The sequence below is a fragment of the Marinobacter sediminum genome (assembly GCF_023657445.1).
GTDB lineage: Bacteria > Pseudomonadota > Gammaproteobacteria > Pseudomonadales > Oleiphilaceae > Marinobacter > Marinobacter sediminum_A.
Window position 1 is genome coordinate 1,974,637 of sequence record NZ_JAGTWY010000001.1, and the last position, 18,104, is coordinate 1,992,740.

20 protein-coding genes are annotated in these 18,104 nt (G+C 55.6%); 6 read left to right on the forward strand and 14 right to left on the reverse strand.

Annotated features, from left to right (window positions below):
• Window positions 1-19: 19 nt before the first annotated feature.
• The 3 genes from KFJ24_RS09365 to zapE form a co-directional block, all read right to left on the reverse strand.
• Window positions 20-1,918, reverse strand: a complete 1,899-nt coding sequence (locus tag KFJ24_RS09365) for a DUF1302 domain-containing protein (protein ID WP_250830805.1) — start codon at window positions 1,916-1,918, stop codon at window positions 20-22.
• A gap of 374 nt (window positions 1,919-2,292) precedes the next feature.
• On the reverse strand, window positions 2,293-3,477 hold the full coding sequence (locus tag KFJ24_RS09370; protein WP_250830806.1) for a thiolase family protein: 1,185 nt from the start codon (window positions 3,475-3,477) through the stop codon (window positions 2,293-2,295).
• Between the two features lie 89 nt (window positions 3,478-3,566).
• Window positions 3,567-4,664 carry a cell division protein ZapE gene (gene zapE, locus KFJ24_RS09375; protein ID WP_250832608.1) on the reverse strand — a complete coding sequence of 366 codons (1,098 nt, stop codon included), beginning with the start codon at window positions 4,662-4,664 and terminating at the stop codon, window positions 3,567-3,569.
• 229 nt (window positions 4,665-4,893) lie between these two features.
• Here zapE and KFJ24_RS09380 point away from each other — a divergent pair, with 229 nt between their 5' ends.
• Window positions 4,894-5,334, forward strand: coding sequence for a YhcB family protein (locus tag KFJ24_RS09380; RefSeq protein WP_250830807.1), 441 nt, complete (start codon window positions 4,894-4,896; stop codon window positions 5,332-5,334).
• A 23-nt stretch (window positions 5,335-5,357) separates the two neighbouring features.
• Here the strand turns inward: KFJ24_RS09380 and KFJ24_RS09385 are convergent, their stop codons facing one another.
• From KFJ24_RS09385 to KFJ24_RS09435, 11 genes are all read right to left on the reverse strand, one after another.
• Window positions 5,358-6,101 (reverse strand): Nif3-like dinuclear metal center hexameric protein, encoded by a 744-nt coding sequence (locus tag KFJ24_RS09385; protein ID WP_250830808.1) that lies wholly within the window; start codon window positions 6,099-6,101, stop codon window positions 5,358-5,360.
• 166 nt (window positions 6,102-6,267) lie between these two features.
• The gene (gene hisC, locus KFJ24_RS09390; protein ID WP_250830809.1) at window positions 6,268-7,320 is read right to left on the reverse strand and encodes a histidinol-phosphate transaminase; all 1,053 of its coding nucleotides are present in this window, start codon (window positions 7,318-7,320) and stop codon (window positions 6,268-6,270) included.
• 210 nt (window positions 7,321-7,530) lie between these two features.
• A complete protein-coding gene (gene hisD / locus KFJ24_RS09395) occupies window positions 7,531-8,838 on the reverse strand; it encodes a histidinol dehydrogenase (protein ID WP_250830810.1) in 1,308 nt (435 codons plus the stop codon).
• A 168-nt stretch (window positions 8,839-9,006) separates the two neighbouring features.
• A complete protein-coding gene (hisG, locus tag KFJ24_RS09400; protein ID WP_250830811.1) occupies window positions 9,007-9,654 on the reverse strand; it encodes an ATP phosphoribosyltransferase in 648 nt (215 codons plus the stop codon).
• 29 nt (window positions 9,655-9,683) lie between these two features.
• Window positions 9,684-10,946 carry a UDP-N-acetylglucosamine 1-carboxyvinyltransferase gene (gene murA / locus KFJ24_RS09405; protein ID WP_250830812.1) on the reverse strand — a complete coding sequence of 421 codons (1,263 nt, stop codon included), beginning with the start codon at window positions 10,944-10,946 and terminating at the stop codon, window positions 9,684-9,686.
• 28 nt (window positions 10,947-10,974) lie between these two features.
• Window positions 10,975-11,217 (reverse strand): BolA family protein, encoded by a 243-nt coding sequence (locus KFJ24_RS09410; protein ID WP_250830813.1) that lies wholly within the window; start codon window positions 11,215-11,217, stop codon window positions 10,975-10,977.
• 103 nt (window positions 11,218-11,320) lie between these two features.
• The gene (locus KFJ24_RS09415; protein WP_250830814.1) at window positions 11,321-11,653 is read right to left on the reverse strand and encodes an STAS domain-containing protein; all 333 of its coding nucleotides are present in this window, start codon (window positions 11,651-11,653) and stop codon (window positions 11,321-11,323) included.
• Window positions 11,650-12,303, reverse strand: coding sequence for an MlaC/ttg2D family ABC transporter substrate-binding protein (locus KFJ24_RS09420; RefSeq protein ID WP_250830815.1), 654 nt, complete (start codon window positions 12,301-12,303; stop codon window positions 11,650-11,652). The genes KFJ24_RS09415 and KFJ24_RS09420 overlap by 4 nt, the downstream gene beginning before the upstream one ends.
• Before the next feature lie 39 nt (window positions 12,304-12,342).
• The gene (gene mlaD / locus KFJ24_RS09425; RefSeq protein ID WP_250830816.1) at window positions 12,343-12,792 is read right to left on the reverse strand and encodes an outer membrane lipid asymmetry maintenance protein MlaD; all 450 of its coding nucleotides are present in this window, start codon (window positions 12,790-12,792) and stop codon (window positions 12,343-12,345) included.
• Window positions 12,793-12,828: 36 nt separating this feature from the next.
• Window positions 12,829-13,611, reverse strand: coding sequence for a lipid asymmetry maintenance ABC transporter permease subunit MlaE (gene mlaE / locus KFJ24_RS09430; protein ID WP_250830817.1), 783 nt, complete (start codon window positions 13,609-13,611; stop codon window positions 12,829-12,831).
• Window positions 13,608-14,420, reverse strand: coding sequence for an ABC transporter ATP-binding protein (locus KFJ24_RS09435; protein WP_250830818.1), 813 nt, complete (start codon window positions 14,418-14,420; stop codon window positions 13,608-13,610). Before KFJ24_RS09435 ends, mlaE begins: the two co-directional genes overlap by 4 nt.
• Window positions 14,421-14,649: 229 nt before the next feature.
• Between KFJ24_RS09435 and KFJ24_RS09440 the strand changes: the two genes are divergently transcribed.
• Genes KFJ24_RS09440 through lptB form a run of 5 tightly spaced genes read left to right on the forward strand, consistent with a single transcriptional unit; the run spans window position 14,650 to window position 18,081 of the window.
• The gene (locus tag KFJ24_RS09440; RefSeq protein ID WP_250830819.1) at window positions 14,650-15,630 is read left to right on the forward strand and encodes a KpsF/GutQ family sugar-phosphate isomerase; all 981 of its coding nucleotides are present in this window, start codon (window positions 14,650-14,652) and stop codon (window positions 15,628-15,630) included.
• Entirely contained in the window at window positions 15,630-16,199 is a 570-nt protein-coding gene (locus KFJ24_RS09445; protein WP_250830820.1) for a KdsC family phosphatase, read from the forward strand. Before KFJ24_RS09440 ends, KFJ24_RS09445 begins: the two co-directional genes overlap by 1 nt.
• Complete coding sequence (lptC, locus tag KFJ24_RS09450; protein ID WP_250830821.1) at window positions 16,196-16,837, forward strand: LPS export ABC transporter periplasmic protein LptC; 642 nt, start codon at window positions 16,196-16,198, stop codon at window positions 16,835-16,837. The genes KFJ24_RS09445 and lptC overlap by 4 nt, the downstream gene beginning before the upstream one ends.
• Window positions 16,821-17,378, forward strand: a complete 558-nt coding sequence (gene lptA, locus KFJ24_RS09455; RefSeq protein ID WP_250830822.1) for a lipopolysaccharide transport periplasmic protein LptA — start codon at window positions 16,821-16,823, stop codon at window positions 17,376-17,378. Before lptC ends, lptA begins: the two co-directional genes overlap by 17 nt.
• Complete coding sequence (gene lptB / locus KFJ24_RS09460) at window positions 17,356-18,081, forward strand: LPS export ABC transporter ATP-binding protein (RefSeq protein WP_250830823.1); 726 nt, start codon at window positions 17,356-17,358, stop codon at window positions 18,079-18,081. Before lptA ends, lptB begins: the two co-directional genes overlap by 23 nt.
• Window positions 18,082-18,104: the final 23 nt, after the last annotated feature.

Genomic DNA, 18,104 nt, shown 5'->3' on the forward strand with positions numbered 1-18,104 from the left:
TAAACGAATTCTTTCCGGTTCAGAATGAGTAGGAAACACTGGCACTCACAAAATCACGGTCAGTCAACTCGTTATACGGTTTGCCGCCGAAAAAGTTTGTATAACCGATGTCACCGGTAATCCTGTTCTGGTAAACCGCCTGAAGGGAGAGACCAATGGCCTTGCTACCTTCGTTGAACGCCCCACCCGGCTGCGGACTATAACCCTGGACATCGTGGCTCCAGGCAAGCTGAGGTTTCAGGTTTATGCCAGCCACAACGTTCGGATAATCCCAAACAAAGCGGGCACGGTAACCCCAGGAAAAGTCTGTGGTAAAGCCCTCGTTATTACAGTAGTTGACGTTGATGTTTCCGCCATTGGCACAGATATCAGCGCCTCCGAGACTGTCCAAGGGGATTGTCCCGATACCGAAGGTGCCGGAACGGCCGTAACGCGCCTCATCGTATTCCGGAAGATCGTGAATGTAGGTTGCACCAAATTCTGTAATGAACGACAGGCGGCTGGCACCCATCACCTGATCAAAGAACTTGATCAATGTGAACTGAGCCTGGGACACATTGAAACGGTCGTACCCGGCAACGGGCTTTCCAGCCAGATTCGCACCGCCAGTTTCCTCAAGACGCTGGGCTTCCAGCTTACTCAGGATATCTCCCGCCGGACTACGCTGCTGCAGGCCGCCATAAATCAATTCAAAGGCATTCCACTGCAAAGGCACATTGTCCCGGAAGCTGTATTCCGCCCCCAGCGACCAGCCACCCGGCGTGGTTGTGTTGATACTGATACCGTAAAGGTTAATGTTCTCAGGGTACTCAATAAAGTAACTCGGGAATGCCGAATATGGCAGTGAAGGATCATTCACCTGCGTCGCATCCGGGCTTGACGGGTTATTTACCAGACCACTGACGTATGGCAGGCGGCTGTTATACTTGATGTAATAAAAGCCGAGCTCTGAATCGTTGAGCTCTGGAACATACCAACGCAACGCTACACCGAACTGATCTTTGGAATCAGCCTCTTTGTCGCCGATTCTGGGAGCGATAAATCCCTGGGCGTAAGCCTGGGAATCGGGGAGCTGCCCTGCGAGTAGAACCGGGCCACATCCATCAGCGGCAAAGTCATTGGTTGAGAAAAACGTACCGCAATCGTCCGGACGAACGGGTTCCCAATCGGCCTGAACGAAGGTTTCGACCGTGACGTTCTCTGTGATGCCCGCTGACATGTAGAACATTTCCACCGGCAGCAAGGCGTCTTTCAGTTCTGAACCGGGAGCGCGGAATGCCGGAACGTCGACCGGGTTGATAACGTTGATGCCACCCTGAATGAACGTACTTTCACCCCAGCTCAACACCTGCTTACCATACCGGAGACTTACCGGGACATTGCCGAAGTACCAATCGGAAAACACATACGCATCAAGAATTTCGCCGCCGGAGGCATTACCTTTTGCCTCATCGTTCAGCTCACGCTGCTGTCCTACGTAATCGACCGCCCTGTCCCCGTCCTTGAGTTCGAAGTCGTACCAGTAACGGCCACGAAGCAGACCACCAACGCGGGTGAGATATGAACTGTCGACGTTGTAGTTCAGGAACAGCTCACTGTTGCCTTTGACGATCTTCGAGTAGACGTCATTCTTGGCAAAGTTGAGGTTGCCATCATCGTAGTTGTTTGTGGAGGAACCGATGTTTTCGAGTGTGCCACCCGGAGCATACTCGGGCCCCAGATTGCCCTGGGCAATTAACCGCTTGTCGCGGTCTGAGACACGCCAACCGATACCGGCGGACAACGTGGTGTTAAATTGGGCTTCTACATCCCCCATATAAAACGAATAGGCGGCTGCCTGACCAGACATCCCGGCGGCAACTGCCATAACTAGCGGCAATTTGGTCCAACGCTGCCATTGATGTGTTTTTCTTGTCATTGGAAGGCTACTCCATTGTTGTTCTGAGTCGCTGCTCTGATTATTGGTGTTCACGATGTATTGGAGGCTTCGTGCACAGTGCTCGTGATGTACGCACTATAGCTAACGCTGTCGAACGCTTTGATCAGTCAAAAGTATGATTTTGCTCTCACTCCCCATTTACCGCCGGGTTTCGTCGCACAGAATCACTATAGACAACAAATTTGGATGCAACCACTTTGGTTTTGGTGGTTTTTTTGAGGTCGGCCTGGCTCGCAGATCGCAACTTTAGAGGAAGCACCGAGGAGCAATATCGTCGTCCGGGACCCACTACGAACACATCCCTGTGCGCTTGGATCCCAACAACTATGGCAACAGGCCGGCCTGCGGCAGACTCACAGCATCTCAATTGCCATAGCCGTGGCTTCACCACCGCCAATGCACAGAGCCGCGATGCCTTTTTTCTTACCGTAACGCTGAAGCGCATACATCAGAGTAACCAGCAAGCGAGAGCCTGTAGAGCCGACAGGGTGGCCCTGGGCACACGCGCCACCGTGGATGTTTACTTTTTCAGGATCCAGGCCGAGCTCACGGATTGGCATCATGGCAACCATGGCGAAGGCTTCGTTGATTTCGAAAAGGTCAACGTCTTCCTTGCTCCAGCCGGTTTTCCCGAACAGGGTTTCAATCGCGCCTACCGGAGCACAAGTGAACTCTGACGGGTGCTGGGATTGGGCACTGTGGCCGACAACCCGCGCCAGGGGCTTGAGACCCCGCTTCTCGGCTTCTGACTCGCGCATCAGGACCAGTGCAGAAGCACCGTCGGAGATGGACGATGCATTGGCAGCGGTTACGGTGCCGTCCTTGCTGAAAGCCGGGCGCAAACCGCGGATTTTTTCCAGGTTGGCATTGAGCGGCTGCTCGTCATCCTCGACGACAACCTCACCCTTCCGGTTTTTCACGGTTACCGGAATGATCTCATCTTTCAACAGGCCTTCCTGAATAGCACGCTGGGCGCGCTTCAGTGAGCTGATGGCGTAATCATCCATCTCTTCGCGGGTATAGCCTTTTTTGTCAGCCATTTCCTGGGCAAACGCACCCATCAGGCGACCGGTTTCCGCATCTTCCAGCCCGTCCAGAAACATATGGTCCTGAGCTGCGTCACCAGGCCCCATGCGATAGCCTTTACGGGCATTAAGCAACAGGTAGGGCGCGTTGGACATGCTTTCCATACCACCAGCGATCATGATGTCGTTGCTACCGGCCTTGATCAGATCGTGGGCAAACATGGCGGCTTTCATGCCGGAACCACAAAGCTTGTTGATGGTGGTTGCGCCCGTGCTGTCTGGCAAACCGGCTTTGCGCATGGCCTGACGAGCCGGCCCCTGTTTCAGCCCGGCAGGCAGAACGTTGCCCATGATGACTTCCTGAATATCGTCCGATTTCAGTCCCGCACGTTTTACCGCCTCGGCGATGGTAATGGCGCCGAGCTCAGGTGCAGCAACACCCGCCAGGCTGCCCTGGAATCCGCCCATCGGAGTGCGGACACCGCTGACAATCACTACATTATCGTTGCTCATAGAGGACTCTCTCTCTGTCATTTTCGTTCGAACGGCTTACTGGCGTCTCCCGCTTTGCGATCCTGTGCCTCTGAACTCTTATGTTTTTATCAGGGCTTATGCGCTGCCTCGAGATATTCCTGGGACTGCATTTCCAGCAGACGGGACTCGGTGCGCTCAAACTCAAAGCTCAAGCGGCCTCCGGAGTAGAGCTCCGTAATCGGGGCCGCTGCTGAGATTATGACTTTGACATTGCGATCGTAGAATTCGTCAATCATGTTGATGAAGCGGCGGGACTGGTCTTGTCTGTCGCCTCCCAGGACGGGCACGTTACTGATAATGACGGCATGGAACTGGCGCGCCAGTTCGATGTAATCGTTCTGGCTCCGCGGCCCATCACAGACGTCTTTGAAATCAAACCACACGACATCGTCCGCGTGAGCCTGAGCGGGAATTTTCCGGCCATTGATCTCCATGGACTGACTGTGCTTTGCCGCTTCCACCGCAAGGGCGTCAAAGCTTTTCTGCAAACTGATATCGGCGGCATCATCCAACGGTGAGTGGAAGAGCTCTGCCTGTTCCAGCGTTCTCAGACGATAGTCGACGCCACCATCCACATTGACGACATCGGTGTGTTTTTTTACCAGGGCGATCGCTGGCAGGAAGCGCGCGCGCTGGAGCCCATCCTTGTAAAGACCATCCGGAACAATATTAGAGGTACAGACCAGTGTGACGCCGCGGCTGAACAATCCATCCATGAGGGTTGCGAGGATCATGGCATCACCGATGTCTGATACAAAAAACTCATCAAAGCAGATGACTCGCGTTTCGTCGGCAAACTTTTTGGAAACCAGTTCCAGCGGGTTTTTCTCACCCTTGAGCGCCCTGAGCTCATTGTGTACGCGCTGCATGAAACGGTGAAAGTGAACCCGCATTTTCCGATCGAACGGCAGTGATTCGTAAAACGTGTCCATAAGATAGGTTTTGCCACGGCCGACACCACCCCAGAAATAAAGGCCCTTGACCGGTTCCTCCTTGCCTTTTTTCAGTTTGAGCCGCAGTTTGACCATCGCCTTGTCACGATCGCTTTCCGCTTCCACCAGTTTGTCGTACAGTGACTGGAGGCGTAAGACTGCATCTTCCTGGGCCGGGTCCTTTTCGAAGTCCGGGCGTTCAAGATCCTGCTGGTAACGTTCCAATGGGGTCAGGCGCGCACTTTTTTCTGAGGACATGGCAACAGTCATTAAGGTATCCCTGGAAGTTGGTCAAAAAATTGGGCGCGTTATTGTCGCGCATTTCGAGTTTTTTCGCCACGTTGGCTGCTTTTGAAGCAATACGACGATTGGCGCAGGGCACAGGCATGGGCTGATGGAGCTTCGGGCGTTATACTCACCCTGAGGGCTTGGCTCAATTCAAGGCAAAAGGACGACACAGCATATGACAAACCTGATTCTGGCAGCGATTGCCGCATTAATTGTTGGCATTGTCATCGGGGTACTTGTTGGCCGATCCGGGCAAGGATCCACGCTGAGACAGCGTCGGGCGGAACAGCAGGTTGAGGAACTGAGGAGCGAGTATATCCGCTACCAGGCCCAGGTGAACGAGCATTTCATGGAATCTGCCCATTTACTTCGCCGCTTCAACGATGCCTATCGCGATGTAAACCAGCACATGGCGCGGGGCGCTAACCGCCTCTGCAATGATGAGGAGTGGATGGAAGAGCTGGCGCAGGAAACGTCCAGGAAGCGCCTGGAAGAAGTCAGCGAGGATGGCGTGGAGCCACCGAGGGATTATGCGCCCAAGACCGACCCGAAAGCTTCAGGGACTCTGGCTGAAGATTTTGGCCTCAAGAAGGGTGAGAAGCCTCAGCAAGCCTGAGGCTCTCTTTCTGATCTCGGCTTTTATACCGGGTTATCACAATCGATGAAGATGTGCCTTACGCCAAACTTCTTTTCGAGCGCTGCCCCTAGCGCCTGAACCCCATACCGTTCAGTGGCATGGTGCCCTGCTGCGTAATAGTGGATGCCACATTCTCTGGCTGTATGGGTCGTCGGCTCTGAAATTTCGCCACTGATATAGGCATCCAGCCCTGCTTCCAGCGCTTTGTCGATAAACCCCTGAGCGGCACCGGTACACCACGCTACTGTTCTGATTTCCGACTTCCCCTCACCCACCTGGAGCGGTTCTCTGTGCAATTTCCTTGAGAGGTGCAGGTTGAATGTTTCCGGAGTCATGGCCTCTTCAAGATCGCCTTGCCAGACAAGTCCGTCCAAAGGCCGCGGATTTTTGATTTCCAGAACGTCGGCGAGCTGGCGGTTGTTACCGTACTCAGGGTGATCATCCAGTGGCAGGTGGTATGCAACCAGGTTGATGTCGTGCTCCAACAACTGTTTCAGGCGTTCGCGTTTCATACCCTGAATTCGCTGATCCTCACCTTTCCAGAAGTAGCCGTGGTGAACCAGGATCATATCGGCGTTCGCGTCGATGGCTGCTTCTATCAACGCCCTTGAAGCTGTTACACCCGATACGATAGTTTCAATCTCGGCTTTCCCTTCAACCTGGAGGCCATTCGGACAGTAATCCTGAAAGTTTTCCGGCTGGAGCCATTCGGTAATCTTGCTAATGATATCTTGTCGGTTTGCCATAGCTCCTCTCCTTACTGGCCGCTACTCACAGATTCGGTGAGCGGGGCAGGACGCACCTTTCGGGAATGTCGGAGGCCAAGGATGGCCGGAGTCAAGCGCACATGGATGTGCTCGTAGCGGTTCCCGGAAGGTGCGTCCTGCCCTGCTCTTGCACAAAGCCAAGAGGTTACAAAGCCTGAAGCCCTTTGATCAATGCATTGTTCTGCTCAGGCGTGCCAATGGTGATGCGCAAAAAATCGCTGATTCTGGGTTTGTTGAAATGCCGGACGATAATGCCCTGCTCTCGCAGGCCTTTGGCAAGTGTTTCGCCAGGCTGTTCCTTGTGGCGAGCGAAGATGAAATTTGCCCTGGATGGCAACACCTCGAAACCCAGGCCTTCCAGCGCTTCAGCTACTCGCTCCCGCTCGCTGATTACGCCATCACAGGACTTCCGGAACCAGGCTTCGTCTTCGTACGCAGCTTTGGCACCCGCCAAAGCCAGCCTGTCGAGCGGGTAACTGTTGAAGCTGTTTTTGACCCGGTTCAGCGCCTCAATCAGGTCCGGGTGACCTGCCGCAAATCCTACACGCAGGCCCGCCAGTGAGCGCGCCTTGGACAGGGTTTGCGAAACCAGCAGATTCGGGTATTTATCCACCAGAGTGATCGCACTCTCGCCGCCAAAGTCGATATAAGCTTCATCGACCACCACGACACGATCCGGGTTGGCCTTCAGGATCTCTTCAACACAGTCCAGGCCCAGGTAACGACCGGTAGGCGCATTGGGATTTGGGAAAATCACGCCGCCGTTGGGTTGTTTGTAGTCTTCCGGATTGATTTCGAAGCTGTCTGTGAGAGGTACTCTTTTGCCTTCAATGTTATAGAGGCCACAGTACACCGGGTAGAAGCTGTAGGTGACGTCCGGAAACAGAATGGGCTCACCGTGCTGGAACAGTCCATAGAATATGTGTGCGAGGACTTCATCGGAGCCGTTCCCGAGGAAAACCTGCCCGGGTTTGAGGCTGTGGTAGTCCGCGATGGTCTGGCGCAGGCTTTCGCCCTCGGGGTCCGGGTAGAGGCGAAGGTTGTCGTTCAGTTCGGCCTGGATAGCCTCGATAACCTTCGGGGAAGGGCCAAACGGATTCTCGTTGGTGTTCAGTTTGACCAGGTTGGCCATTTTGGGCTGTTCACCTGGTACATAGGGGACCAGGTCGTTTACCAGCGGGCTCCAAAACTTGCTCATCTTATTGCACTCCATTTCGTGCAGACGGGCGGCGGACAAGACGTGTTCCCGGGAACCACTGCAAGCACATCCCTGTGCGCTTGGCTCCGGCCATCCATGGCCTCCGACATTCCCGGGAACACGCCTTTGTCCACCGCCCTGCATACGGTGGTGATAGCTTCTTACGGCGCTACCTGCAAACTAGCCAGCTGCCGCAGCAACCAATACGGATCAGTCTTTAATTCGATACTCGGCGGAACGGGCGTGGGCTGTGAGCCCTTCCCCTCTCGCCAGCACAGACGCAACACGACCCATACGATCAGCACCCGCCGCACTGAAACCAATGAGGGAAGACCGCTTCTGGAAGTCATATACGCCCAGAGGAGAAGAGAACCGCGCTGTGCCGCTGGTCGGCAAAACGTGGTTCGGGCCGGCGCAGTAGTCGCCAAGGGCCTCTGCGGTGTAGCGCCCCATAAAGATGGCGCCGGCGTGGCGGATTTCCTCAACCAATGATTCGGCGTTTTCCACCGAAAGCTCCAGGTGCTCGGGAGCAATGCGATTGGATACCCTGGCCGCTTCACTGAGATCCGCCACCTGAATCATTGCCGCTCGACTGCCCATGGACTCGGCGATGATTTCGGAACGTTCCATGGTCGGCAGCAATCTATTAATACTTGCTTCGACGGCATCCAGGAATTCCGCGTCCGGGCTAATCAGGATCGACTGGGCCTGTTCGTCGTGCTCAGCCTGCGAGAAAAGATCCATGGCGATCCAGTCCGGGTCAGTCTTGCCATCACAGATCACGAGGATTTCGGACGGTCCGGCGATCATATCGATACCAACGGTGCCAAACACTTCCCTCTTCGCGGTCGCCACAAAGATATTGCCGGGGCCAACGATCTTGTCGACGGCCGGGATCGTTTCTGTGCCATAAGCCAGCGCGCCAACCGCTTGGGCTCCACCCACGGTAAACACACGATCGACGCCAGCAATAGCGGCGGCTGCCAGCACCATGTCGTTCACCACACCGTCGGGCGTGGGAACAACCATGACCACTTCGCTGACACCGGCAACCTTTGCCGGAATCGCGTTCATCAGTACAGACGACGGATACGCAGCCTTGCCGCCAGGAACATAGAGGCCCGCACGATCCAGCGGCGTCACCTTCTGTCCGAGTACCGTGCCGTCTTCATCCTCATACTGCCAGGATTTCTGATTCTGGCGCTCGTGATAGCCCCGGATGCGATCGGCCGCCTTTTCAAGGGCGATACGCTGGTCTTGAGGAATAGCATCCAGAGCCTTGTGCAACCGATTCTGGTCCATTTCAAGCTCGGCAACACTGCCAACCTTGAGACGATCGAATTTCTCGGTGAACTCGAGCACCGCAGCATCTCCGCGGGTCTTCACCTGATGCAGGATATGACGAACCGACTCATTCACCTGATGATCAACACTGTCGTCCCAGGCCAGAAGCTTGGCCAGCGAACTGTCAAAGTCACTTTGGGAGGCGTTTAATCGTGTGATACTGATATCGGTCATTTTTCAAACCCTGTCTGGGATTATTTACTTGCTGCGGCCGGACGATTCAGAAGTTCTGGGAAATGCTCGGGCAAGACTTTCCAAAACTGTGCGGAGCCATGGTGGCGGAGCTCAAGCGCCACAAGGACGTGCTTGAGCGGGTTTTGGGAAGTCTTGCCCGGGCACTGCTTACTCCGCTACCCGGCGCTTTTCCACTGCAGCGGACATTTTCTCGATTATGGGGTTAATTTTCTCGTGTTTCATCTTCATGGACGCACGATTCACCACCAAACGGCTGCTGATATGCTCAATTAACTCACGGGCTTCGAGACCGTTGGCTTTCAGCGTATTTCCGGTATCCACAATATCGACAATCTCATCCGCCAGGCCGAGAATCGGAGCCAACTCCATCGCACCATAGAGCTTGATAATGTCAGCCTGCCGCCCCTGGGCCGAATAGTAGCGGCGCGCCAGGTTGACGAATTTCGTGGCAACCTTGATACGACCCGGAGGAGGTGTCTGATCCTTAGGGCCTGCAGTCATCAGACGGCAGCGGGAAATATTGAGATCCAGAGGCTCATAAAGCCCCTCGCCACCATGCTCCATCAGTACATCCTTGCCGGTAACTCCCAGATCCGCACCGCCATACTGAACATAGGTTGGCACGTCAGTGGCGCGAATGATGAGCACCCGCACATTGGGGTCCGTGGTGGGAAACACCAGCTTCCTGGATTTCTTGATATCGTCGACCAGCTCAATCCCGGCCTCAGCCAGCAACGGCAATGTTTCTTCGAGGATTCGTCCCTTCGACAATGCGATGGTGATGGAATCTGTCATGCGTCCTTCCGGTTTCCCGTTTGTCTCTGTCACGCCGGCAAGCGGCGGATACTCGCGCCCAGCAATTGCAGCTTCTCTTCGATGCACTCGTAGCCGCGGTCGATGTGATAAATGCGATCAACGATGGTATCGCCGTCGGCCATCAAGCCCGCGATCACCAGACTGGCGGATGCACGCAGGTCGGTTGCCATCACAGGCGCTCCCGTAAGGTAGGGTACGCCCTTGATGATCGCCGCATTGCCCTCGAGCGTGATGTCGGCACCCATGCGGATCAATTCCTGAAGATGCATGAAACGGTTCTCGAACACCGTTTCCACAATCGTTCCGGACCCTTCTGCCACAGCATTCATCGCAGCAAACTGTGCCTGCATATCGGTCGGAAATGCCGGATAAGGTGCAGTACGAAGACTGACCGCCTTCGGACGATTGCCTTTCATGTCCAGCTCGATCCAGTTCGGACCGGTGCTGATGTGGGCGCCCGCCTCTTCCAGCTTCAGGAGCACGGCTTCAAGAAGGTCCTCGCGGGTGTCCTTGAGCTTGACCCGGCCACCGGTTGCTGCCGCCGCAACCAGATAGGTTCCGGTTTCAACACGGTCCGGCAACACGTCGTAATGACAACCGTGCAAGCGCTCAACACCATTGATCTCAATGGTTGCTGTACCGTGACCCTTGATGTCCGCGCCCATTGCAATCAGGCACTCCGCGAGATCGACAACTTCTGGCTCACGCGCAGCGTTCTCCAGAATCGTCTTTCCGTCAGCGAGGGCCGCAGCCATCATCAGGTTTTCAGTGCCCGTGACCGTAACCGTGTCGAGGAAAATGTGCGCACCCTTGAGGCGACCATTGGTCTTGGCCTTGATGTAGCCATTCTCAACCTTGATATCCGCGCCCATCATTTCCAGGCCGTGAATATGCAGGTTCACCGGTCGACTACCAATCGCACAACCACCCGGCAGAGACACTTCAGCCTCACCGAAATGGGCCACCAGGGGGCCAAGCACGAGAATAGAGGCCCGCATGGTTTTGACCAGCTCATACGGGGCGTGAAAATGCTTGATGGTGTTGGCGTGAACTTCCACGCTCATTTTCTCATCAACAACAATTTCCACACCCATGCGGCCAAGCAGCTCAATCATGGTTGTTACGTCATGCAGATGCGGCAGGTTGCCCACAGTGACTGGCTCATCCGCCAGCAGAGTGGCCGCCAGAATCGGCAGCGCGGCATTTTTGGCTCCGGAAATCCGGATCTCGCCATCCAGAGGCTTACGGCCCCTGATCAGAAGTTTATCCACAAAAAATATCCTGTCGTGTGAGGGCAAATCAGCCCTGGCGCGCCGCCCACTCAGCCGGCGTAAAAGCTTTTGGATGGAGAGCGTGGATCGTGCCATCCATAACCTGCTGAAACAGCGCCTTATTAATTAGCTGCTGCCGCTTGATGGTTGGCAGTCCTTCGAAAACGTCTCCCACCACCACAACCATATAATGGGTACCATCGACCTGAACCTGAACTTCGCAATCAGGAAACGCGTCTTCGACCAGCGCGGTGACTTCGGTGGCGTCCATAAAAAATCCTCGGGTGTTTTGAAATCAGGGCGAGATTGTAACCAATTCCGACGCCCGGGTCAGCTTTACCATCCCGTAACACGGATACCGGCAATCGTTTGATTCAGTTGGATGGGTGCGGGGAGTCGGGCCCGAAGCCCGCCAGCTGATCATCAAGGTTGCTAAGAGCAGCGAGCGAGGCGAGGCGGCCACTTACGCCCCGGAAAAATAGCGAGATACCGCGTCGTGTTGCGAGGCGTTGCCAGCAAAGCAACATTGATAACACCACACTGTGAGCCGTTTCAAGGTTCACAAGATCGACAACGAGGTCGCCTTTTACGGTGTTTATAAGCTTCTCGCCCTGATACCTCAGGGCGATAACAGAGTCTGCATTAACCTGACCGGTGACGGCAAGCGCACCATCACTCAGCTGGACCTGTGCAAGTGTCGAGGTCATGAATTATTGACTTCCTCGTCTAGGTTCAGGGAGTCGACGGCATCCCCCCAACCATCGATAACGGCCTGAACCTGGCCCCGGTTCTGTTCCATCTCCTGGGCAAAACGGTCCCTGAAGGCCAAGCCGATATTGACCCCTTCCACGATGACGTTTTCCATCATCCAGCGCCCGTCGTTCTTCCTATACATGGAGTAGGTCACCGGGTAGCGGTTACCGGACGAGCTGATCACCTCCATCTGAACAGAGGCGCGGTCTTCATTCTGAGGATTGATGACCGCTTCTTTAACCACGATATCGAAATCATCGGCATTGACCAGCGCCTGGGCGTAGCTATCAAAGAGGCTCCGTTTGAATTTCACCACGAAATCGTCCCGCTGCTCCGGCGTGGTCTGGCGGGCATACCGCCCCATAACCCTGGCAGCGATACGGCGAAAGTCGACGAAATCTGTCAGGGATTCGTCCATGTTGGCATAGAACGCCTCAGGATCGCTTTCATAGAGACCCTTTTCCTCATTCAGCTTCTCGACAAGGCGCTGGGTATTTTCATTCACATAATCCAACAGCTCTTCTGCAGTACCCGCCCGCGCAGGCCCTACGAGCACCGCTGCAAGCGCAAGGATCAGAAAAAGGCGTTGTTTCATTACAAGCATCAGGATCTCCTGTCTAAAATCTATCACCGGCGACCGGTATCAGCGGCCAGAAGCAAAGTTGCTGATCAGCCGTTCAAGGTTCATGGCCGACTGGGTGGAATAAAAAGTGTCGCCATCCTGAAGTGACTCCATTTCCCCACCAATGGATATATCAATGTACTGCTCTCCGAGCAGACCGGATGTACGTATTACTGCGGAACTGTCCGACGGTATGTTATCGATATCAGCGTGGATGGATATGGTTACCCGGGCCTGAAAGGTTTCCTTGTTCAGCTCGATGGAATCGATGGCACCCACTGTCACACCAGCCATGGACACTCGACCCCTCGGCGTCAGACCACCGGTGTCGTTAAAGTTGGCATACACCGTATACGTGCTTTCAGCCGACTTGGGCGACAGGCCACTCACCTGCAGGGCCAGAAAGAGCAAGGCCACAAGTCCTGCAATCATGAACAGCCCGACAATGATTTCCGTTGTTCTCTGTGCCATTACCGGCTCCCGGTCTTATCCCGTTAATCGTTTTTTTCAGAAGTCGCCAAACATGACTGCGGTCAGCACGAAATCCAGCCCCAGTACCGCAAGGGACGAGTAAACAACCGTTTTGGTCGTAGCTGAACTGATGCCCGCCGAGGTCGGAATGCAGTCATAGCCCTGATACACAGCGATCCAGGCGCAGACAAAGCCAAACACGACACTCTTGATGACGCCATTCATAACATCATCAACAAAATCCACCGACGACTGCATATTGCCCCAGAAAGAGCCCTCAAAGACGCCGAGCCAGTCGACGCCTACCAGCATGCCGCCCCAGATACCAACAACCGAAAAAATGACCGCCAGAACCGGCATAGCAATAAAGCCGGCCCAAAGTCGGGGCGCGATGACCCGGCGGAGAGGGTCGACACCCATCATTTCCATACTGGAAAGCTGCTCAGTAGCCTTCATCAACCCTATTTCCGCCGTAAGCGCCGAGCCGGCACGACCGGCGAACAGCAAAGCCGTAACAACGGGGCCGAGCTCGCGAACCAGTGTTAGCGCAATCATCTGGCCAATCGCTGCCTCAGAGCCATAATCGCTCAGAATCGTATAACCCTGAAGCCCAAGCACCATGCCGATAAAAAGCCCCGAAACAAGCACAATGGCAAGGGATAAAACCCCTACCGAATAAAGCTGTTTCACCAATAAGGGAAAACCGGTCGCCGGCCGGGGAACACCCGCCAGAACGCCCATCAGAAACCTGCCTGAGCGGCCAAAGGAGGAGACGAGATGGAGACCGGCACGCCCAAGAGACGCAATTCTGTCTATCAAGCGGCACCTCCGGTGAGCCCGTAATCCGTGGCTGGTTCAGCGGCCGGGTAATGAAATGGAACCGGCCCGTCAGGTTGCCCCAGCAAAAACTGCTGAACCTGTTCCGACGGATGCTGCCGAAGCTCCTCGGGTGTGCCCTGCCCGATGACAGTGCCATCCGCGATGATACAGGCGTAATGGCAGATACTCAGTGATTCCGGCACGTCGTGGGAGACCATCACGCTGGTCAACCCCATGGAGCTGTTAAGATCCCGTATCAGTTTTACCAGCACCCCCATGGCGATGGGATCCTGGCCGGCAAAGGGCTCATCGTACATGATCAACTCAGGATCCAGCGCAATACTGCGTGCCAGAGCAACCCTCCGGGTCATGCCACCGGACAATTCAGACGGCATCAGGTCCCGGGCGCCGCGCAACCCAACAGCCTCGAGTTTCATCAGAACGATGTCGTGAATCATGTCTTCCGGCAGGGAAGTATGCACCCGCAGGGGAAAAGCCACGTTTTCAAACACACTGAGGTCGGTAAAAAGGGCTCCGCTCTGAAAGAGCATGCCCATTTTTTCCCGTAAGGCGTACAACGCCTTGCGTTTCAACTTCGGAACCTGGTGGCCATCTACCTGAATACTGCCCGAATCCGGCCGGAGTTGTCCGCCTATCAGCCGCAACAAAGTGGTTTTACCGGTACCACTGGGGCCCATTATGGCGGTGATTTTCCCACGGGGTATCTCCAGGGAGACACCGTCGAAGATGCGGCGCCCGGAACGGGAGAAAACAACGTCCTTCAATGATATGTACGCGGGTGAACCCATAATCCTTACCTTTTGAAGAGGGGCTACATTATGCCAAGGACGCTCCAAGCTCAATCCATCAAACGCAAATGTATCGATTGCCATGATCAGTTTCACTGAACTTTCTGTAACCGGACGGAGATTTGTGCTGGAAATGATATACTCTCGGCACCTTTCGACGAGTCCACGTCGGACGGTTTCGTTAACAAAGTTTCAGTTTTTTCTCACAGCGAGCCAGGCCCAAAGCCCGATGACCGAACAGAATTCAAAGGATTTCCGCACCCCCGCGCTTCGAGCCATTCGTATCGAGCGTGATGCCATCGATGCCCTGGAGACACGCATTGATGACCATTTCACACGAGCCTGCGAAGTGATCATGGCCTGTAAGGGTCGTGTGGTCGTAACCGGCATGGGCAAGTCTGGCCATATTGGCAACAAGATCGCCGCTACCCTGGCCAGTACCGGCACCCCCTCATTCTTCGTTCACCCGGGAGAAGCGAGCCATGGTGACCTGGGCATGATCACCAGCCAGGATGTGGTAATCGCAATCTCCAACAGTGGCAACACCAGCGAAGTGGTCACCATTCTCCCGCTGATCAAGCGCATGGGTGCCCCGCTCATCAGCATGACGGGCAACCCCCACTCCACCCTGGCCCGGGAGGCTGTGGCCAATCTGGACGTCAGCGTACAAACCGAAGCCTGCCCGCTCGGACTGGCCCCGACCTCCAGCACCACAGCCACTCTGGTGATGGGGGATGCACTGGCGGTTTCGCTACTTGAGGCCCGCGGATTCAGTACTGAGGACTTTGCCCTGTCCCACCCGGGAGGCAGTCTTGGAAGGCGGCTCCTGCTGCGCGTATCCGACATTATGCACACTGGCGACACCATACCGCGGGTTACAGAGGGCACCACCCTCAGTGGTGCGCTTCTCGAGATTTCCCGCAAGGGTCTGGGCATGACGACGATTATCGACGCCCAAGGCAACCTCACCGGCGTCTTTACCGACGGCGATCTTCGCCGCACGCTGGACACAAACCCCAATTTACACACCACCCCGATTCAGGACGTTATGACCCGCAACGGCAAGACCATCGCGGCGGATCACCTGGCGGCGGAAGCCCTGAACATCATGGAAGAGATGAAGATCAATGCGCTGCCAGTGACCGACGAATCCGGCGCTCTGGTGGGCGCCATCAACATGCATGACCTCCTGCGGGCCGGGGTTATCTAATGGCCGTCATCAGTAGCCCGTTAAGCCCGGAATGGTCGGCGTCGTTACTGGCCAAGGCAGAGCGCGTTCGGCTTATTGCCCTGGACGTAGACGGCATCATGAGCGACGGCAGACTCTACTTCAGCGCCAACGGAGATGAGCTCAAAGCCTTCAATATTCTCGATGGCCTCGGTCTGAAACAGTTAATGGCAGCGGGCATCACCGTAGCCGTGATCACCGGTCGCCAGTCTCCCCTGACCGAAAAGCGCATGCGCGACCTTGGCATCCCCCATCTGATGCAGGGCCGTGAAGACAAAAAAGTTGCACTGGAGGAACTCGCCGGGAAAACAGGCATCCGGCCGGAAGCCATCGCCTATATGGGCGACGACCTTCCCGATCTTCCGGCCATCAGGTTTTCCGGGCTGGGCATCACTGTCCCGAACGCCTACTGGCTGGTTCGCGATCACGCTGACTATTGTACTCAGGCAGCGGGTGGCAGTGGCGCGGTCCGCGAAGCCTGCGACCTGCTGCTGACAGCCCAGGACAAACTGGACCAGGCCTTGTCCCGATATCTGGAGCCTGATGCATGAGTAGCGGGGCATCCAGCGACATCAAAAGCGACGTCAAGGGCCGCTTGGTTTCTCTGCTCCAGCTTGAATATCGCCCCTGGATCCGCACCCTCGCGCTGATCGGTACCATTCTGGCCACCGTGTTCCTGCTCTGGCGCAGTGATGAGCCAACTGTGGTCTCAAATGACGCAGCGGAACTCCGAGGCAAGGGGGAGCCGGATGGCTTTATAGTGAATGGCAGCTACACCACCTATGACGAGGCCGGCAATCTGAAGGTACAGTTCACCAGTCCACGTATTGAACAATTCGAGGAAGGCAACCTGGCGACCATGGAATCGCCCCGGGCTGAACTCTACGGTGAGCCGGGAACCAAGCCCTGGGTTGTTGAGGCAGAGAACGGCAGTCTGCTGCAAAATGAAAATCTGCTCTACCTGACAGGCAATGTGCGCGTTATCCGGACGGTTGGCGACCGGGAGGCCACACTTACAACATCAAGCCTGACACTGGACAATGATTTGGGCACTGCCTATACCGATGCGCCCGTCGAGATTACTGACAGGATCGGTGTCACCCGTGCCAAGGGAATGAAGGCATGGATTGATAAACGTATTCTGGAACTCAACTCCCAGGTGGAAGGACGCTATGAAACCGGTAAATAACCGCCTCCAGGCGCTGTTGACAGTCGTGATTGGCCTGGTTGTGGCAGCCCCCACAGCCGCTTTTGATCTTGACTCGGACCAACCTATTACCGTGAGCGCTGATAACGCTCGACTGGACGATAATAAAGGCATCGCGACCTACACCGGGGCCGTTGAGCTTATCCAGGGTAAGACCCGCCTTTCCGCAGATCAGGTCGTGCTGTTTCGAAGCGAGGAGGGCCTGAGCCGCATCGAAGCATCCGGACGCCCCGCCCATTACCAGCAGCCGTCCCGGGAAGGCGGCGGACAAACAGACGCCCGGGCACGCAATATCACATGGTCTGCCTCAGACAGCGAGCTGACGTTTGAGCGTGAAGCCGTCATTGAGCAGAATGGCAACCTGTTCCGGGGCGACGTCATTCATTATGATACGGTCCATCGGGTCGTCACCGCAGAGGGTGGAGAAGACACCGGCTCCGGCACCGGCCGTGTCGAAATGGTTATCCAGCCACGCAGCACCAGCAGCAAACAGGGATCAGATGGCAGTTCTCAGAGCCAGTAATCTGGCAAAAAGCTACAAGCAGAAAAAAGTGGTGATTGACGTCTCCCTGGAAATCCGAAGCGGCGAGATTGTCGGCCTGTTGGGACCCAATGGCGCAGGGAAAACGACTTGCTTTTACATGATTGTAGGGCTGGTGCCCGCAGACAGAGGTCGAATCACCATCGACAGCCAGGACATTACGCCCTTGCCCATGCATGGCCGCGCCCGGAAGGGAATTGGCTACCTGCCCCAGGAAGCATCGGTTTTCCGGAAACTGTCGGTACGTGACAACATTATGGCCATCCTCGAGACTCGCAAGGGGCTCGGACGGGCTGATCGCGAGAGCAAACTGCAGGAGCTGCTGGAGGAATTCCATATCACCCATATCCGCGACAGCGTGGGCATGGCATTGTCAGGGGGCGAGCGCCGCAGGGTGGAGATAGCCAGAGCGCTGGCAATGGAACCTGCATTTATTCTTCTGGATGAGCCCTTTGCAGGCGTTGATCCGATTTCGGTGAGCGACATCAAGCACATTATCCGCCACCTCAGGGATAAGGGCATTGGCGTGCTGATCACCGATCACAATGTGCGGGAAACCCTGGACATCTGCGAGAATGCCTACATCGTGTCCGGCGGGCACATCATCGCCTCTGGAAATTCAGAAGCGATCCTTGCCAACGAGCAGGTTAAGGAAGTGTATCTGGGCAGCGAATTCAGGCTGTGACTTCCTTTGGCCGATTGTGTTGA

Excerpts from the sequence above, each read along its gene's own strand:
- KFJ24_RS09365 (WP_250830805.1), bottom strand. The coding sequence starts at position 1,918 with ATGACAAGAAAAACACATCAATGGCAGCGTTGGACCAAATTGCCGCTA.
- KFJ24_RS09370 (WP_250830806.1), bottom strand. The coding sequence starts at position 3,477 with ATGAGCAACGATAATGTAGTGATTGTCAGCGGTGTCCGCACTCCGATG.
- KFJ24_RS09380 (WP_250830807.1), top strand. The coding sequence starts at position 4,894 with ATGACAAACCTGATTCTGGCAGCGATTGCCGCATTAATTGTTGGCATT.
- KFJ24_RS09385 (WP_250830808.1), bottom strand. The coding sequence starts at position 6,101 with ATGGCAAACCGACAAGATATCATTAGCAAGATTACCGAATGGCTCCAG.
- hisC (WP_250830809.1), bottom strand. The coding sequence starts at position 7,320 with ATGAGCAAGTTTTGGAGCCCGCTGGTAAACGACCTGGTCCCCTATGTA.
- hisD (WP_250830810.1), bottom strand. The coding sequence starts at position 8,838 with ATGACCGATATCAGTATCACACGATTAAACGCCTCCCAAAGTGACTTT.
- hisG (WP_250830811.1), bottom strand. The coding sequence starts at position 9,654 with ATGACAGATTCCATCACCATCGCATTGTCGAAGGGACGAATCCTCGAA.
- KFJ24_RS09410 (WP_250830813.1), bottom strand. The coding sequence starts at position 11,217 with ATGGACGCCACCGAAGTCACCGCGCTGGTCGAAGACGCGTTTCCTGAT.
- KFJ24_RS09415 (WP_250830814.1), bottom strand. The coding sequence starts at position 11,653 with ATGACCTCGACACTTGCACAGGTCCAGCTGAGTGATGGTGCGCTTGCC.
- KFJ24_RS09420 (WP_250830815.1), bottom strand. The coding sequence starts at position 12,303 with ATGCTTGTAATGAAACAACGCCTTTTTCTGATCCTTGCGCTTGCAGCG.
- mlaD (WP_250830816.1), bottom strand. The coding sequence starts at position 12,792 with ATGGCACAGAGAACAACGGAAATCATTGTCGGGCTGTTCATGATTGCA.
- KFJ24_RS09435 (WP_250830818.1), bottom strand. The coding sequence starts at position 14,420 with ATGGGTTCACCCGCGTACATATCATTGAAGGACGTTGTTTTCTCCCGT.
- KFJ24_RS09440 (WP_250830819.1), top strand. The coding sequence starts at position 14,650 with ATGACCGAACAGAATTCAAAGGATTTCCGCACCCCCGCGCTTCGAGCC.
- KFJ24_RS09445 (WP_250830820.1), top strand. The coding sequence starts at position 15,630 with ATGGCCGTCATCAGTAGCCCGTTAAGCCCGGAATGGTCGGCGTCGTTA.
- lptC (WP_250830821.1), top strand. The coding sequence starts at position 16,196 with ATGAGTAGCGGGGCATCCAGCGACATCAAAAGCGACGTCAAGGGCCGC.
- lptA (WP_250830822.1), top strand. The coding sequence starts at position 16,821 with ATGAAACCGGTAAATAACCGCCTCCAGGCGCTGTTGACAGTCGTGATT.
- lptB (WP_250830823.1), top strand. The coding sequence starts at position 17,356 with ATGGCAGTTCTCAGAGCCAGTAATCTGGCAAAAAGCTACAAGCAGAAA.